This is a genomic window from Streptomyces sp. NPDC007346 (assembly GCF_040703535.1).
Taxonomy (GTDB): domain Bacteria; phylum Actinomycetota; class Actinomycetes; order Streptomycetales; family Streptomycetaceae; genus Streptomyces.
Genome location: NZ_JBEYKR010000034.1, coordinates 24,203 through 40,234, shown reverse-complemented (window position 1 = coordinate 40,234; position 16,032 = coordinate 24,203). Strand labels below are relative to the sequence as shown.

Below are 16,032 nucleotides of genomic sequence, written 5' to 3'. Positions count from 1 at the left end.
GTCCGACCGGGTCCGCCGTCCCGGCCGACCGGACCCCGCGTGGTGCGCTTGACACCAAAATCGAACATCCATTCTCATGGATTTCGGCCGGGTTTTTCCGGGGCCCGACCGTGGAGTTGTCCACAGGCCGGGAGGACGTCGAGGCCCATTGTCAGTGGCAGGGGTTAGCGTCTTTGACGTGAAGCGATCGACTCAAGCAAATCGGGTGGAACCCATGGCAGGAACCGACCGCGAGAAGGCGTTGGACGCCGCACTCGCACAGATTGAACGACAGTTCGGCAAGGGCGCGGTGATGCGCCTCGGTGAGCGGCCCAACGAGCCCATCGAGGTCATCCCCACGGGATCGACCGCCCTCGACGTCGCCCTCGGCGTCGGCGGTCTGCCGCGCGGCCGCGTGGTGGAGGTGTACGGACCGGAGTCCTCCGGTAAGACGACGCTGACGCTGCACGCCGTGGCGAACGCGCAGAAGCTCGGCGGTTCGGTGGCGTTCATCGACGCCGAGCACGCCCTCGACCCCGAATACGCCAAGAAGCTCGGCGTCGACATCGACAACCTCATCCTGTCCCAGCCGGACAACGGTGAGCAGGCGCTCGAGATCGTCGACATGCTGGTCCGTTCCGGCGCCCTGGACCTGATCGTCATCGACTCCGTCGCGGCGCTCGTGCCCCGTGCGGAGATCGAGGGCGAGATGGGCGACTCGCACGTGGGCCTCCAGGCCCGTCTGATGAGCCAGGCACTCCGCAAGATCACCAGTGCGCTCAACCAGTCCAAGACCACGGCGATCTTCATCAACCAGCTGCGCGAGAAGATCGGTGTGATGTTCGGCTCCCCGGAGACCACGACCGGTGGCCGGGCGCTGAAGTTCTACGCCTCGGTGCGTCTCGACATCCGCCGGATCGAGACGCTCAAGGACGGTACGGACGCCGTCGGCAACCGCACCCGTGTCAAGGTCGTCAAGAACAAGGTCGCCCCGCCCTTCAAGCAGGCCGAGTTCGACATCCTCTACGGCCAGGGCATCAGCCGCGAGGGCGGGCTGATCGACATGGGCGTGGAGCACGGCTTCGTCCGCAAGGCCGGCGCCTGGTACACGTACGAGGGCGACCAGCTCGGCCAGGGCAAGGAGAACGCCCGCAACTTCCTCAAGGACAACCCCGACCTCGCCGACGAGATCGAGAAGAAGATCCTGGAGAAGCTGGGTGTCGGTGCCCGTCCGGAGGCCGAGTCCGCCGAGCCGGCCGCAGAAGGAGCGGCGACCGCGGGAGCGGCGGCGGACGGTGCGGCGAAGCCGGTGACCGCTGCGGCCACCAAGGCGAAGCCGGCCAAGACCGCGGCGGCCAAGAGCTAGGCCGTGACACGTCGTACGGAGTGGCCGGGGAGGCCCGTGGAGCCCGGAAACGGCCCCGAATTCGCCGACGGACCCACCGACGGGCCCCTCGACGGACCCACCGACGGGTTCGTCTCCGGGCCGGTGACCGGGCGCGGGGGGCGGTCCGGGCGCCGCTCCCGCGCAGGGGCGGACGCGGGCGGCGGGTTCGGCGAAGGGGCGGGCCGCCGTGCCCGCTCCGGCACCAGAAGCAGCGGCTCCCCCTCCTCGTCGAGGGCCGAGCAGGGGGAGTCGCGTGACCGGCGGGACAAGGGGGAGCCGCGCGACCCGGTCGAGCAGGCGCGCAACATCTGTCTGCGCCTGCTCACCGGGACACCGAGAACGCGCAAGCAGCTCGCGGACGCCCTGCGCAAGCGGGAGATCCCGGACGAAGCCGCCGAGGAGGTCCTCGCGCGCTTCGAGGACGTCGGGCTGATCGACGACGCGGCCTTCGCCGGGGCATGGGTGGAGTCCCGGCACCACGGCCGGGGGCTCGCCCGCCGCGCCCTGGTCCGCGAGCTGCGCACGAAGGGCGTCGACCCGTCCGTGATCGACGAGGCGGTCGGGCAGCTCGACGCCGACCAGGAGGAGGAGACGGCCCGGGAGCTGGTGGCCCGCAAGCTCCGCTCCACCCGAGGCCTGGACCGCGACAAGCGGCTGCGCCGCCTCGCGGGCATGCTCGCCCGCAAGGGATACGGGGAGGGCATGGCCCTGCGGGTGGTGCGCCAGGCGCTGGAGGAGGAGGGCGAGGACACCGAAGGCCTGGACGAGCCGTTCTGAGGACCGGAGCCGTCAGGTGCGGTGCCCCGGTGCCCCGGTGTTCCGGTGCCCTGGTGCTTTCAAGCCCGCCGTCCGATGGGCGCCCGGTCAGTGTCCGGCCAGGGCCGCGCGGCGGGCGGCCCTGTCGATGAGGGTCAGCGCCTCCGTGGCGGTGCGGCCCGGCACGCGGTTCCAGGGGCCGATCAGGCCGGGCCAGCCTTGGGCGCGGAGCTCGGTGATGAGCCAGGCGCCGGCCCGGTCCACGGTGGCGGAGGAGCCGTAGCCGAGCCGGTGCGCGGTGAGCAGCGCGCCGCAGACGCAGCGCGCCCCACGGGCGTCGCGCAGCCGGTACGGGGTGTTCTGCCAGCCCCACTCGGCCAGGATCTGCCGTGCGTAGCCGAGGTGGACGGAGGGCCTCAGGTCGCTCTGGCCGACCCGCCGCCAGGCGTGGACGCGGTCAGGCAGGACCGCCCCCAGCCGCCCGGGGAGCGGGCGCTCGGGCGGAGGCGCTGCCGGCAGCGTCCGCAGCGAGTCCTCGATGAGCCGGTCGACGGGGACGGACAGCAGACTCCGCCAGTCGGCGGGCCGGTCCGGTGCCGGGGGCTGCGCGCGGGCCGGTTCCGTATGCCCCGCCAGGGACGGGCCGGGCTCGGGGGCGGTGCGCTCCCACCCCGAGACGATCTGCTGCCACGCCTGTGTGTCGTGCAGCTGGGACGCCTGGGCGTCGAGCTGGTCGGGGGTGAGAACAGACATCGCCATAAGTGCGTCATCTCCGTACATTTCGCCTCTGTGTGAGGTGAATGTCGGTCGTGCGCGGCGATGGCTCCACCGGAGTGTGGCGTTCGGGTGTGTCCCGCCCGGAGATGAGACACGAGTGAGGGAGGGGGGCGGCCACGTCACGCCGGTGGCCGCCCCCTCCCTCTCACGTTCGGCGTCAGCCGTCGGCGGTGGCCGGGGCCACCGGAAGTCCCGCCGCGCGCCAGGCCTGGAATCCGCCGATCAGGTCGGTGGACCGGTGCAGCCCGAGCCCGCGCAGCGACGCCACCGCGAGGCTGGACGCGTACCCCTCGTTGCAGATGACGACGACCGGGAGGTCGTGGCTCACCGCCTCGGCGGCGCGGTGGCTGCCCTGCGGGTCGAGCCGCCACTCCAGTTCGTTGCGCTCCACGACCAGGGCGCCGGGGATGAGCCCGTCCCGCTCCCGGAGGGCCGCGTACCGGATGTCCACCAGCAGCGCGCCGTCCGCCGCCGCGGCCGCCGCCTCGTGCGGGCCGATCCGTTCGTAGCCGGCGCGGACCCGCTCCAGCAGCTCGTCTATGCCCACCCGTTCCGTAGCGCCCGCGCGTTCCGTGGCATCCACCCGTTCCGTAGCGCCCGCGCGCTCGGCCCGGCCCTGGTCGTCGCTCACTGCCAGTCCTCCGGGACCTCGGTCTGCTCCAGGCGGAGCACCGCGCCGGTGCGGCTGAAGCGGCGGATCCTCGGCAGCGGCGGGTAGTACGCGTGGACGGAGACGGCGTGCACGCTGTCGGACTCGTTGAGGACCTCGTGCACGTGGTTCTGCCCGAAGGCCCGGCCCTGACCGGCCGCCAGCTCCCGTGACCGGTCCACCCCTTCGTTCAGCTCCAGGGTCTTCCAGCCGTCGGTGGGCAGCCGTACGGCCAGCGAGTGCTCCTTGAGGGTGCCGGACGCGGTGGTGAAGGCGCCGACCGAGTCGGCGTGGTCGTGCCAGCCCGTCCCGGTCCCCGGCGGCCAGCCGATCAGCCACGCCTCGCTGCCTGCGGGCCCGTCGAGCCGGACCCAGGTGCGGCCCTCCGGATCGAGCGGCAGGGAGTCGATGAGCGCCGTGTCCTCGGCGGCGCGACGTACGAAGTCGAGCAGCTCCGCGACCGTGGGGCCGGAGGCGGCGGGACGGGACGGGCCGACCCGCGCCGAGACGGCGGGGGCGGAGGCCACAGCGGTGACAGGAGTGGCGGGGGAGGGTACGGAGGCAGCAGCCGTGGGCACGGCGGAAGAAGGGGATGACACGGAGACCGTCCTGAGGGTTCGCGCGAGGACCCGGCCGTGCGGAAAGCGGCACGCACCGGCAGAGGAAGGCGATTCAGCAGGACGGGCGACACACGCAGCCCGCGTAACGGAGGAGGTCCATATGGACCCTCCGCCACAGGCGCACATCGGTGTCGGTCATGATCTGGAGTACACCATGCGCGCCCGTGACGGTCAATTGATCCTGGCGGTCCGATCGGCGTGAACCCGCTCGCGAGGCCCCGGAGCGCGCGCCGCCCCCGGCTCGCCCGCGCCGCCCTTCCCTTCTCCGCCCTGCCCGTCCCCGCTCTCGCCGTCCCCACGCTCCGTGGAACCGGAGTCGGGACCGGAACCCGAGCCGGAGCTAGAACTCGGTCCAGAACCCGAGCCAGAACCCGAACCGGCTGAGGCCCCAGGCGACCCGCCCAGTGCCGCTCGCGCCGCGGCGAGCAGCTCCGCGGGCCGTACGCCGGCGAAGGCGGCCACCAGATGACCGTCGGGCCGTACCAGCAGGACGGTGTGGGCCGACGCCCCCGGATAGCTCTCCGTGACCAGCAGTTCCGCCGTGGACGGCAGCGCCTCCACGGCCTCCACGAGGCGCGGCATGATGCCGGCGGTCAGCCAGTGCCGCCGGTCCCACACCCCGGTGCCGGGCGCCACGAGGATCACCAGCGGATGCCCCCGCCCGAGCCGCTCGCGCAGCCGTATCGCCGTCCCGTCCGGCGCCGTCACCCGTACATCGGCGACCGGCGCACCGGGGGGCGTACCCACCGACGTGTGCGCCTGGGCGTGCAGTGGTGCGAGGGGGGAGTGCGAGTACGAGGGGGGCGCACCGAGGGCTCCACAGCCCAGGTGGCCGTCGGCGAGCAGGGTGTCGTGGCTCCGGGCCGTACCCGGCACCAGCGTCCGCAGCCCACCGCCGCCCCGCAGTATCGGCAGGGACTGGTCGGCGGCGCGCAGCCGGGCGGCCACCGCGGCCCGGCGCTCGGCCTGGTAGCTGTCGAGCAGCTGGTCGCCGCCGCTGTGATGCCAGGCGTGGGCGAGCTTCCACGCCAGGTTCTCGGCGTCCCGGATCCCCTCGTCGAGCCCCTGGGTGCCGAGCGCCCCCAGCAGATGCGCCGCGTCGCCCGCCAGAAAGGCCCGCTGCACCCGCCAGCGCCGGGCGAGGCGGTGGTGGAGCGTGTGGACGCCGGTGTCGAGCAGCTCGTACGGCGGGGTCTCGCCGCACCAGCCGGCCAGGGTGTCCCGGACGCGGGTGATCAGGGCGTCCGGGGTGACCAGCTCGCCGCGCGGCGGGAGCAGCCAGTCCAGCCGCCAGACCCCGTCCGGCAGCGGCCGCCCGCTGACCTCGGCACCCCCGGTGCGCCACGGCGGCTGCCGGTGCAGCACGGCCTCGCCGGGCCAGGGCAGGTCGGCCCGCAGCGCGGCGACGGCGTGCCGCTCCACCGCCGTACGACCGGGGAACCGGATGTCCAGGAGCTTGCGAACGGTCGACCGGGCGCCGTCGCAGCCGACCAGATAGCTGCCGCGCCACCACGTCGAACCGGGCTCCTTGGTGTGCACCGTGACGCCGTCGCGGTCCTGTTCCAGGGTGTCGACGCGGCTGAGCGGCACCAGCTCGACCAGGGGCGCCGCCGCCACCGCCGCGCGCAGGGCGGAGGCCAGCGCATGCTGCGGAACGTGGAGGGGGGCCGGGAGAGGCGCCGCCTCCTCATGACGGGAATCACGGGAACCACGGGAGCCACCGAGGCCCCCCGGGCCACCGGAGCCACCGGACCCCGCGTCCAGCGGCACATCGCGGACCAGTTGCTTCCGGCGCATCGAGCGCCACCCGCTCCACCGCAGCCCGTCCTTCTCCAGACCGGCGGCGCCGAGGCGTTCGACCAGGTCGGCGGTGTCCTCACGCAGCACGACCGTGCGGGCGAGACGTACTTCCTCCGTGCCGGGCCCCTCGTCCAGGAGCACGCACGGAACGCCCTGGGCGGCGAGGGCCAGCGACAGCGTCAGACCGACGGGTCCGGCGCCGACGACGATCACCGGGTCCACGGCGCGTCTCCTCCGGCCCGTACGGTCATGCGGAACGTGGCAGTGGAAGCCGGGTGCGTGATCACAGAACGTATGCAACCCATTGGGGGTGCTTGCGTCAAGTGACCGAGGCAGCGACGCGTGCGCCGCTGCCTCGAATGCTTCCGCCGGGAAAGACCCCTGAAGGTCAGTCCTTCGTCACTCCGGCCCCACCGGCACCGCCGGCCTCGGGGCCTGCGCCCCCTGCGCCCCCCGCACCCTCGGCGTTCGGGCCGAACGTGGCGGCCGTCGCGTCGATGGTTCCGGGCGCCTGGGCGGCCGGCGCCACCGCGATGCCGGTCTTGGCGCGGCGGCCGCGCTTCTCGATCCAGGTCGCCAGCGACGAGAGCAGCAGACACAGGGCGATGTAGATCGTGCCGATGACGGCGATCGTCGAGACGTACGGGTACTGCTCGTTCACCTGTGTGTTGGAGGCGATCAGACGCGCGGTCTGGAGCAGCTCCGGGTAGAGGATGATGAAGCCGAGCGAGGTGTCCTTGAGGGTCACCACCAGCTGGCTGATGATCGTCGGCAGCATCGACCGGACGGCCTGCGGCATCAGCACGGTGACCATGACCTGGGTCTTGCTCATGCCGAGCGCGTACGCGGCCTCGCTCTGGCCCCGGGGGACGGCGTTGATGCCGGCGCGCAGTACCTCGGCCTGTACGCAGCCGTTGTAGACGGACAGGCCCGCCGCCAGCGCCCACATCGAGTAGTCCGTGAGGAAGCCGACCCAGATGGCGTAGATCGTGATGAGCAGCGGGAGCGAGCGGAACAGCTCGATGAAGGTGGTCGCCGCCCAGCGCACCGGTTTGTGGTCGGAGAGGCGTCCCACCGCGAGCACCACGCCGAGGACGAGCGAGCCGACCGCCGCCAGCCCGAACGCCTTGAGCGTGGCGACGAGGGCGTCGGCGATGTTCTGCCGGATACCCGCGTAGTTGAAGATGTCCCACATCTCGGGGGCCAGGTGGCCCTTGTCGGCGAGCCGCAGCAGGCTGACGGCGATCAGCGCCGCGATGGCGAGGGTGCCGACGACGGCGTAGACGCGGTTGCGGACGAGAGCCTTGGGGCCCGGGGCGTCGTAGAGAACGCTGGCGCTCATCGGGCGACCTCCATGCGACGCTCCAGCAGCCGGAAGAGGCCGCTGATGGTAAACGTGACCACCAGGTAGCCGAGAGCCACCCAGATGAAGACGGGGACGATGTCGTAACCGCGGTCGCTCATCAGCTTCTGCCAGCCGAAGAGCTCGGCGACGCTGAAGGCGCCGGCGATCGCGGAGTTCTTGGTGAGCGCGATGAAGATGCTGCTCAGCGGCGGGATGACGGTCCTGGTCGCCTGGGGGAGCACCACGATGCGCAGGGTCTGCGCGAACGTCATACCGATCGAGCGCGCGGCCTCCGCCTGTCCCAGCGGCACGGTGTTGATGCCGGAACGGACCGCCTCGCAGACGAACGAGGAGGTGTAGAAGCCGAGGGCGAGCGAGCCGAGCACGAACGGGCTCATCCCCGGGAAGAGGATCTCCGGGACGACGAAGAAGAAGATCAGGAAGAGCAGCGTGAGCGGGGTGTTGCGCATCAGCGTCACCCAGGCCGTGCCGAAGTACCGCAGCGGCGGCACCGGCGAGACCCGGAAACCGGCGATGATGACACCGAGCACCAGGGCGATAACCGAGCTGATGGCGGTGATCGACACGGTTCCTATGAAGCCGTCGCGGAACTCTGGGAAATTGTCGAGCAGTACGTTCATGAGGTCTCCGCGTCGGCGGTCAGCGGCATCAGGGCAGGGGAAGGGGCGCCCCGTACGCCCGCCGTGCTCCACAGCAGCGGCGGCGTACGGGACGCCTGGGTCACACGCGGTGCGTCAGTGACGGGTGTCGGCCGCGGGGGCGGCGGACGGCGTCAGTAGCGCTCGAGCGCCGGCGGCTCGACGTAGTCCGAGCCGGACAGGCCCAGCGTCGCCTCGTAGATCTTCTTGTACGTGCCGTCCTTGACCCGGTTCTCCAGCGAGGTGGTGATGGCCTCGCGCAGCACCTTGTCGTCCTTGTTCAGACCGACGCCGTAGGGCTCGTCGGTGAACGGCTGGCCGACGACCTCGAGCTTGCCGGAGTTGGCGGCCGCGTAGCCCTTGAGGATCGAGTCGTCCGTGGTGACGGCGTCGACCTGCTTGGTCAGCAGCTGCTGCACGCAGTCGGAGTACTTGGCCAGCTCGACGACGCTCGCGCCGTACTCCGGCTTCTTGATCTCCTGGAGCGGCGTGGAACCGACGATCGAGCAGACCTTCTTGCCCTTCACCGACTCCTTGCCCTTGATCGAGTCGTCGCCCTTGCGGATCAGGAGGTCGGCGCCCGCCTTGTAGTACGGACCGGCGAAGCCGACCTGCTTCTTGCGCTCGTCGTTGATCGTGTACGTGCCGAGGTAGTAGTCGACCTGGCCCTTGGAGATGGCCGTCTCACGGATGCCGGAGTCGACGGTCTTCCACTCGATCTCCTTCTCCGAGAAGCCGAGGTCCGCCGCGATCATCCGGGCGATCTCGATGTCGAAGCCGGAGCGCTCCTTGGTCGACTGGTCCTCGAAGCCGAGGTAGGGCTGGTCGGCCTTGGCGCCGATGATCAGCTTGCCGCGCTGCTTCGCCTTCTTGAAGACCGGCGAGTCCAGGTCGACGTCCTTGGCCACGGTGTACGTGGGCACCTCGGGAGCGTCGGAGGAACCGGGCGTGGCGCCGCCCGGCTTGTCACCGGCGGAGCCCTCCTTGCCGCCGCACGCGGTCGCGGTCAGGGCGAGCACAGCGATGGCCGCGACGGCGGCCGACTTGCGGAGCTTCATGTGAGATTTCCTTATGCCGTAGGTCGTTGTCGTCAGTGATGAAGGATCTTCGACAGGAAGTCCTTGGCCCGGTCGCTGCGCGGGTTGCTGAAGAACTGCTCGGGTGTGGCCTCTTCGACGATCTTGCCGTCCGCCATGAACACCACACGGTTGGCGGCCGAACGGGCGAAGCCCATCTCGTGGGTGACGACGATCATCGTCATCCCGTCCCGGGCCAGCTGCTGCATGACTTCGAGGACCTCGTTGATCATCTCCGGGTCGAGAGCCGACGTGGGCTCGTCGAAGAGCATGACCTTCGGGTCCATCGCCAACGCCCGCGCGATGGCGACGCGTTGCTGCTGGCCACCGGAGAGCTGCGCCGGGTACTTGTCGGCCTGCACACCGACGCCCACCCGGTCGAGCAGGGTCCGGGCCTTCTCCTCCGCGGCCTGCTTGTCGGTCCTGCGGACCTTGGTCTGGCCCAGCATGACGTTCTCCAGCACCGTCTTGTGGGCGAAGAGATTGAACGACTGGAAGACCATGCCCACGTCGGCGCGCAGCCGCGCCAGCTCCTTGCCCTCCTGGGGCAGGGGCTTGCCGTCGATCGAGATCGCACCCGAATCGATCGTCTCCAAGCGGTTGATCGTGCGGCACAGCGTGGACTTGCCGGACCCGGAGGGCCCGATGACGACCACGACCTCGCCACGGGCGATGGTCAGGTCGATGTCCTGGAGCACATGCAGCGCGCCGAAGTGCTTGTTGACGTCGCTCAGTACGACAAGGTCGTCGCCCGCGGGCGCGGCATCCTCGGCGGCCTTGGTCACTGAAACTCCGCTCATCGGCTTCTTGCTCCGTCCTCCTCGGGTGCCAAGGACACTAATGACGCGGTGCGACCAGCGTCATTACATCTGAGCGGAAATTGAGCATAACGATCCGGCAGCAACCGGACACTCCACGTGAAGGGGACGCCCCGAGCGGCGCCGGGGCGTACCGGGTGCATAACGGAAACCCCGCTGTAACCGGCAGCCCCTTGACTGGCACACCCGTCATCGGCGTGGATGCCTGTGCGGCACAGGAACGTGAAACACCGCTGAACGGAGAGTTCGGCCGAAGATCTTCCGGGTGAAGCGGAGCGAAACCCGCGGTTCCGCCTCGTGACGCCGTGCGACGGTGGTGCGCACGAGAGCCGGTTACGTGAACGAGTCCGGGAGAGCCCGACGGCCCGGGGAGAGCGAGAGGAGGGCCATGAGACTGCTGCTCGTCGAGGACGACGACCATGTCGCGGCGGCCCTGTCCGCCGTGCTCGCCCGGCACGGGTTCCAGGTCGTGCACGCCCGCAACGGCGAGGAGGCCCTGCGCGCGCTGCTGCCCGCGGAGAAGGAGCCCTTCGGGGTCATCCTCCTCGACCTCGGCCTGCCCGACCAGGACGGCTACGAGGTGTGCGGCAAGATCCGCAAGCGCACCACGACCCCGGTGATCATGGTGACCGCCCGTGCCGATGTGCGCTCGCGCATCCACGGACTCAACCTCGGCGCCGACGACTACGTCACCAAGCCCTACGACACCGGTGAGCTGCTCGCCCGTATCCACGCGGTCGCCCGGCGCACCACCAGCGGCGAGGACACCGCCCCCACGCCGGTCGCCGCTCTGCGCCTGGGCTCCGTCCGGATAGAGCTGCCCACCCGGCGCGTCAGCGTCGACGGCACCGAAGTCCAGCTCACCCGCAAGGAGTTCGACCTCCTGGCCCTCCTCGCGCAGCGCCCCGGCGTGGTCTTCCGCCGCGAGCAGATCATCAGCGAGGTCTGGCGCACCAGCTGGGAGGGGACCGGGCGCACGCTGGAGGTGCACGTGGCCTCGCTGCGCTCCAAGCTGCGGCTGCCCGCCCTCATCGAGACCGTGCGGGGCGTCGGCTACCGGCTCGTCGCGCCGTCCGCGTAGCGGCCGGGTACCTCCCCGGTGCGCACCCGTCTCCTTCCGCTGCTCATCACACTCATGGCGGCCGTCCTGCTCACCCTCGGCCTCCCGCTCGCGGTGAGTGTGGCCGCCGCCGAGCAGCAGCGCCTGGTCATCGACCGGATCGACGACACCTCCCGTTTCGCGGCCCTCGCCCAGTCCATCACCGACACCCTCCCGGCCACCGACGAGCGCCGGCTGACGCTCGCCACCGACCTGGAGGTCTACGCCTCGGTCTACGGGATCAGGGCCGGCGTCTTCTACCGCAACGACCTCGCCATGGCGAAGGCCCCGGGCGGCTGGATGCTGCCCGCCGAGGGAGAGGGGCGCAGGGCCTTCAACGAGGCGCTGCTCGGCCGCCGTTCGCACGACCCTCCGCAGGTCTGGCCCTGGCAGGACGGCCGTGTCGTCGTCGCCTCGCCCGTCGTGCGCGACGGTGACGTCGTCGCCGTGGTCGTCATCGACTCGCCCACCGACGAGATGCGCTCGCGGATCCTGCGGACCTGGGTGCTGATCGCGCTGGGCGAGGCCCTGGCCATGCTGGTCGCGGTCGGCGCCGCCGTACGGCTCACCGGCTGGGTGCTGCTGCCGGTACGGGTCCTGGACGCGGCCACCCACGACATCGCCGTCGGCCGGATGCGCTCGCGGGTGGCCGCCGCGGGAGGACCGCCGGAACTCAGGCGGCTGGCCCGGTCCTTCAACGAGATGGCCGACAACGTCGAGGACGTACTGGAACAGCAGCGCGCCTTCGTCGCCGACGCCTCGCACCAGCTGCGCAACCCGCTCGCCGCACTCCTGCTGCGCATCGAGCTCCTGGCGCTGGAACTGCCCGAGGGCAACGAGGAGATCGCCGCCGTACGCACCGAGGGCAAGCGGCTGGCCCGGGTCCTGGACGACCTGCTCGACCTGGCGCTGGCCGAGCACACCGAGGCGGACCTCCAGCTGACCGACATCGTCCCGCTCACCGCCGAGCGCGTCGCCTCCTGGCGCCCGATGGCGGACGAGAAGGGCGTGCGCCTCGTCCAGGACGGGGCCCCGGCCGCCACCGCCTGGGCCGACCCCGTGGCGCTCTCCAGCGCGCTGGACGCGGTCATCGACAACGCCCTGAAGTTCACCCCGGCGGGGCAGGAGGTACGGGTCACGGTCACCTCGGGAACCACCGCGACGACCGTCGTGGTCGCCGACCGGGGCCCCGGCCTCACCGAACAGGAGCTGGAGCGCGTCGGGGACCGCTTCTGGCGCAGCACCCGCCACCAGAACGTCAGCGGGTCGGGGCTCGGCCTCTCCATCTCCCGCGTGCTGCTCGCGGCGGGCGGCGGCTCCATCACGTACGGACTCCACGAGCCGCACGGCCTGCGGGTCACCCTCACGGTGCCCCGGGAGCTGCCGCACATCCCCTGAGCCGCACGGACGTCCTGTAAGGGAGACGCGTCATGACTACAGGAGGCGTGTCAGGGCGCGACGGCCTCCACAGGCGGCGTGCCGGGTGGGCGGGGCGTCAGGTGAAGGGACCGGCTCAGGGCTTGACCGAGCGGTAGTAGCGCTTGGCGCCCTCATGCATCTCCAGCGGGTCCGTGTAGATCGCCGTCCGCAGGTCCACCAGCTGCGCCGCGTGCACCTCGCGGCCGATCCCGTCCCGGCTGTTGATCACGGTCCGGGTGAACGCCTCGGTCATGGCCGGATCCGTACGGTCCGTGGTGATGAGCAGATTGGCGACGGCGACCGTGGGGACCGACTGGCCGCGCTGGGCGAAGCGGTAGGCGTCGGCGGGCATCGTGGCCGACCGGTAGTAGCGGGCGGAGCCGCCGTTCGACTGCAACTCCTTGATCAGGGACTCCTCCAGCGGGACCAGCTGGACGGCGAACCGCTCCGACAGCTCCTGCACCGCCCCGGTCGGCAGCCCGCCGGACCAGAAGAAGGCGTCGAGGTCCCCCTCGACCAGCCGGTCCGGCATGGTGTTGATGCCCGCCGACACCGCGGTCACGTCCCGCGTCGGGTGGAGGCCCGCGGCGCTCATGAGCCGGTCCGCGACCAGCCGGACACCGGAGCCCTCCTGGCCGACGCCGACCCGCTTGCCGCGCAGCTCGGCGACGCTGCCGATCCCGGAATCGCGCGGGACGACCAGCTGGACGTAGTCGTCGTAGAGCCGCACACAGCCCCGCAGCCGGTGGGCGCCGGGCCTGCCGTCGCGCACATAGGTGGCCACGGCGTCGGCGGTGGCGATGGTGAAGTCGGCCTCGCCCGTCGCCACCCGCGCGAGGTTCTGTTGGGAGCCCTCACTGGTGAGGAGCTTTATGGACGCCTCGGGCATGTCCTGGGCAAGGGCGCCTTCCAGCCGTTGCCCGTACCGCTGGTAGACACCGCTCGGCACCCCCGTGGAGAAGGTCAGCGTCCCGCTCGGGGGCCGTTCCCCCAGGGGGAGGAGCCACCACGCGAGCAGCCCGAGCACGACCGCGAGCGCGGCGCCCGTCTGAAGGGTGCGGCGGCGGCCGAATCGGGACGGAGCGTGCAGCATGCGCGCGATCCTGCCAGCTCACCGCCCCCCTGACCAGGCCCGGCCGCCTGGGCGGACCTGGCCCGGCCGTCCGGGCGGATCGGGCCCGGAAGGGGCGCGCCCGGCAACCGCCTACCCTGGTCACATGAGCAGCGGCAACCGGAGCGAAGCAGTGGACGTCCAGAAGAGCTACGAGGTACGCACCTACGGGTGCCAGATGAACGTCCACGACTCCGAACGGCTGTCGGGTCTCCTGGAGGACGCCGGTTACGTACGCGCCCCCGAGGGCTCCGACGGCGACGCCGACGTCGTCGTCTTCAACACCTGCGCGGTGCGCGAGAACGCCGACAACAAGCTCTACGGCAACCTCGGTCGGCTCGCCCCGATGAAGACCAAGCGCCCCGGGATGCAGATCGCCGTCGGCGGCTGCCTCGCCCAGAAGGACCGCGACACCATCGTCAAGCGGGCCCCCTGGGTGGACGTCGTCTTCGGCACGCACAACATCGGCAAGCTGCCGGTCCTCCTGGAGCGCGCCCGTGTCCAGGAGGAGGCGCAGATCGAGATCGCCGAATCCCTGGAGGCCTTCCCCTCCACGCTCCCCACGCGCCGCGAGTCCGCCTACGCCGCGTGGGTCTCCATCTCCGTCGGCTGCAACAACACCTGCACCTTCTGCATCGTCCCGGCGCTGCGCGGCAAGGAGAAGGACCGCCGCACCGGCGACATCCTGGCCGAGATCGAGGCCCTGGTCGCCGAGGGCGTGTCCGAGATCACCCTGCTCGGCCAGAACGTCAACGCGTACGGCTCCGACATCGGCGACCGCGAGGCCTTCTCCAAGCTGCTGCGCGCCTGCGGGAGGATCGAGGGCCTGGAGCGCGTCCGCTTCACCTCGCCGCATCCCCGCGACTTCACCGACGACGTCATCGCCGCCATGGCCGAGACGCCCAACGTCATGCCGCAGCTCCACATGCCGATGCAGTCCGGCTCCGACCGCATCCTCAAGGCGATGCGTCGCTCCTACCGTCAGGAGCGCTTCCTCGGGATCATCGAGAAGGTGCGCGCCGCGATGCCGGACGCCGCCATCTCCACCGACATCATCGTGGGCTTCCCCGGCGAGAGCGAGGAGGACTTCGAGCAGACCATGCACGCGGTCCGCGAGGCCCGTTTCGCCAACGCGTTCACCTTCCAGTACTCGAAGCGCCCCGGGACGCCGGCCGCCGACATGGACGGCCAGATCCCCAAGGAGGTCGTGCAGGAGCGGTACATGCGCCTGTCCGCCCTCCAGGAGCAGATCTCCTGGGACGAGAACAAGAAGCAGGTCGGCCGCACCCTGGAGGTCATGGTCGCCGAGGGCGAGGGCCGCAAGGACGGCGCCACCCACCGTCTCTCCGGCCGCGCCCCCGACAACCGCCTCGTCCACTTCACCAAGCCCGCCCAGGAGGTGCGCCCCGGCGACGTGGTGACCGTGGAGGTCAGCTACGCCGCCCCGCACCACCTGCTCGCCGAGGGCACCCCCCTCGCCGTACGGGCCACCCGCTCGGGCGACGCCTGGGAGAGGCGCACCACGGCCGCCGCCGCCAAGCCCGCCGGAGTGATGCTCGGGCTGCCCACGATCGGCGCCCCGGACCCGCTGCCGGCCGCCGCGGCCCCCGCGTGCGGGATCGGCTGACGGCTCAGGGCACCACGGCCGGCGGCCCCGGCGCCCACCGGTCTCCGGGCACGGCCGGTGCCCTCCAGCACCGCCCCCGGCCCAACCGCCCCCCGGCCCCAGGACACGGCCGGTGTCCACGGCCGACGGCCCTGGGCGACGTCCCCGGCCCCGGCAAGTACGCTGACCAGCATGCTTGTCGCCGCCGCCGTGTGTCCCTGTCCGCCGCTCCTGGTGCCCGAGGTCGCCGCCGGGGCCGCCCCCGAACTCGACACCGCGCGGGCGGCGTGCCTCGATGCCGTGGGGGTGCTCGCCGCCTCCCGTCCCGATCTGCTCGTGGTCGTGGGACCGGGGGACGGCCGGGCCTACCCGGAGGGCGGGCACGGCTCCTTCCGGGGCTTCGGCGTCGGCCTCGACGTCACCCTGGGCGAGCCGGACCCGGCCGCGCAGGAGCCGCCGCTGCCGGACTCCCTCGCCGTCGGCGCGTGGCTGCTTCAGCGGGCCCGCTGGACGGGAGCCCCGGTCGAAGGGCTCGCGGTGGACGGGCGCGGCCCCGCGGACGCGTGCGCACGGGCCGGCCAGGAGCTGGCCTTCCGCGCCGACCGCGTCGCGCTCCTGGTGATGGGCGACGGCAGCGCCTGCCGCACGCTCAAGGCGCCCGGCTATCTGGACGAGCGTGCCGAGGCCTTCGACGCCCGGGTGACCCGGGCGCTGGGCTCCGCGGACCTCGCCGCACTCGACGCGCTGGACGAGACGCTCGCGTACGAGCTCAAGGCGGCCGGCCGGGCCCCCTGGCAGCTGCTCAGCGGCGCCGCACGGGGAGCGGAGCTGGGCGGGCGACTGCTGTACGAGGACGCGCCCTACGGGGTCGGCTACACCGTCGCCGCCTGGTCCTGAACGCACCGACGGCGGCACCGGAACCCTCCGGTGC

General features: G+C 71.7%; 16 protein-coding genes. 6 read left to right on the top strand and 10 right to left on the bottom strand.

Annotation, left to right across the window (positions count from 1 at the left end; translation table 11 throughout):
- Positions 1-214: 214 nt before the first annotated feature.
- Complete coding sequence (gene recA / locus AB0917_RS12380; RefSeq protein WP_366819453.1) at positions 215-1,345, top strand: recombinase RecA; 1,131 nt, start codon at positions 215-217, stop codon at positions 1,343-1,345.
- Between the two features lie 3 nt (positions 1,346-1,348).
- Positions 1,349-2,143 carry a recombination regulator RecX gene (gene recX / locus AB0917_RS12375; RefSeq protein ID WP_366819452.1) on the top strand — a complete coding sequence of 265 codons (795 nt, stop codon included), beginning with the start codon at positions 1,349-1,351 and terminating at the stop codon, positions 2,141-2,143.
- Between the two features lie 87 nt (positions 2,144-2,230).
- On the opposite strand, the gene AB0917_RS12370 is transcribed toward recX, so the two are convergent.
- The 9 genes from AB0917_RS12370 to AB0917_RS12330 all read right to left on the bottom strand — a co-directional run bounded on the left by AB0917_RS12370 (position 2,231) and on the right by AB0917_RS12330 (position 9,848).
- Positions 2,231-2,881, bottom strand: coding sequence for a hypothetical protein (locus tag AB0917_RS12370; protein ID WP_366819451.1), 651 nt, complete (start codon positions 2,879-2,881; stop codon positions 2,231-2,233).
- Between the two features lie 175 nt (positions 2,882-3,056).
- Positions 3,057-3,482, bottom strand: coding sequence for a rhodanese-like domain-containing protein (locus AB0917_RS12365; RefSeq protein WP_366819462.1), 426 nt, complete (start codon positions 3,480-3,482; stop codon positions 3,057-3,059).
- 44 nt (positions 3,483-3,526) lie between these two features.
- Positions 3,527-4,126 carry a cysteine dioxygenase gene (locus AB0917_RS12360; RefSeq protein ID WP_366819450.1) on the bottom strand — a complete coding sequence of 200 codons (600 nt, stop codon included), beginning with the start codon at positions 4,124-4,126 and terminating at the stop codon, positions 3,527-3,529.
- Between the two features lie 94 nt (positions 4,127-4,220).
- Complete coding sequence (locus tag AB0917_RS12355; protein ID WP_311307652.1) at positions 4,221-4,307, bottom strand: putative leader peptide; 87 nt, start codon at positions 4,305-4,307, stop codon at positions 4,221-4,223.
- A gap of 32 nt (positions 4,308-4,339) precedes the next feature.
- Positions 4,340-6,190, bottom strand: coding sequence for an FAD-dependent monooxygenase (locus AB0917_RS12350; RefSeq protein WP_366819449.1), 1,851 nt, complete (start codon positions 6,188-6,190; stop codon positions 4,340-4,342).
- A 166-nt stretch (positions 6,191-6,356) separates the two neighbouring features.
- Positions 6,357-7,310, bottom strand: a complete 954-nt coding sequence (locus AB0917_RS12345) for an amino acid ABC transporter permease (protein ID WP_366819448.1) — start codon at positions 7,308-7,310, stop codon at positions 6,357-6,359.
- On the bottom strand, positions 7,307-7,954 hold the full coding sequence (locus AB0917_RS12340; protein ID WP_366819447.1) for an amino acid ABC transporter permease: 648 nt from the start codon (positions 7,952-7,954) through the stop codon (positions 7,307-7,309). The genes AB0917_RS12345 and AB0917_RS12340 overlap by 4 nt, the downstream gene beginning before the upstream one ends.
- 152 nt (positions 7,955-8,106) lie before the next feature.
- Positions 8,107-9,030, bottom strand: a complete 924-nt coding sequence (locus AB0917_RS12335; protein WP_366819446.1) for a glutamate ABC transporter substrate-binding protein — start codon at positions 9,028-9,030, stop codon at positions 8,107-8,109.
- 32 nt (positions 9,031-9,062) lie between these two features.
- On the bottom strand, positions 9,063-9,848 hold the full coding sequence (locus AB0917_RS12330) for an amino acid ABC transporter ATP-binding protein (protein ID WP_366819445.1): 786 nt from the start codon (positions 9,846-9,848) through the stop codon (positions 9,063-9,065).
- A 406-nt stretch (positions 9,849-10,254) separates the two neighbouring features.
- Here AB0917_RS12330 and AB0917_RS12325 point away from each other — a divergent pair, with 406 nt between their 5' ends.
- Complete coding sequence (locus AB0917_RS12325; protein WP_366819444.1) at positions 10,255-10,947, top strand: response regulator transcription factor; 693 nt, start codon at positions 10,255-10,257, stop codon at positions 10,945-10,947.
- An 18-nt stretch (positions 10,948-10,965) separates the two neighbouring features.
- On the top strand, positions 10,966-12,363 hold the full coding sequence (locus AB0917_RS12320; RefSeq protein ID WP_366819443.1) for a HAMP domain-containing sensor histidine kinase: 1,398 nt from the start codon (positions 10,966-10,968) through the stop codon (positions 12,361-12,363).
- A gap of 115 nt (positions 12,364-12,478) precedes the next feature.
- On the opposite strand, the gene AB0917_RS12315 is transcribed toward AB0917_RS12320, so the two are convergent.
- Positions 12,479-13,477, bottom strand: a complete 999-nt coding sequence (locus tag AB0917_RS12315) for a TAXI family TRAP transporter solute-binding subunit (protein WP_366819442.1) — start codon at positions 13,475-13,477, stop codon at positions 12,479-12,481.
- A 124-nt stretch (positions 13,478-13,601) separates the two neighbouring features.
- On the opposite strand from AB0917_RS12315, the gene miaB reads away from it, so the two are divergent.
- Together miaB and AB0917_RS12305 are read left to right on the top strand one after the other, a co-directional pair.
- Positions 13,602-15,122, top strand: coding sequence for a tRNA (N6-isopentenyl adenosine(37)-C2)-methylthiotransferase MiaB (gene miaB / locus AB0917_RS12310; protein WP_366819441.1), 1,521 nt, complete (start codon positions 13,602-13,604; stop codon positions 15,120-15,122).
- A 171-nt stretch (positions 15,123-15,293) separates the two neighbouring features.
- The gene (locus tag AB0917_RS12305; protein ID WP_366819440.1) at positions 15,294-15,998 is read left to right on the top strand and encodes a class III extradiol dioxygenase subunit B-like domain-containing protein; all 705 of its coding nucleotides are present in this window, start codon (positions 15,294-15,296) and stop codon (positions 15,996-15,998) included.
- The last annotated feature ends 34 nt before the right edge of the window (positions 15,999-16,032 follow it).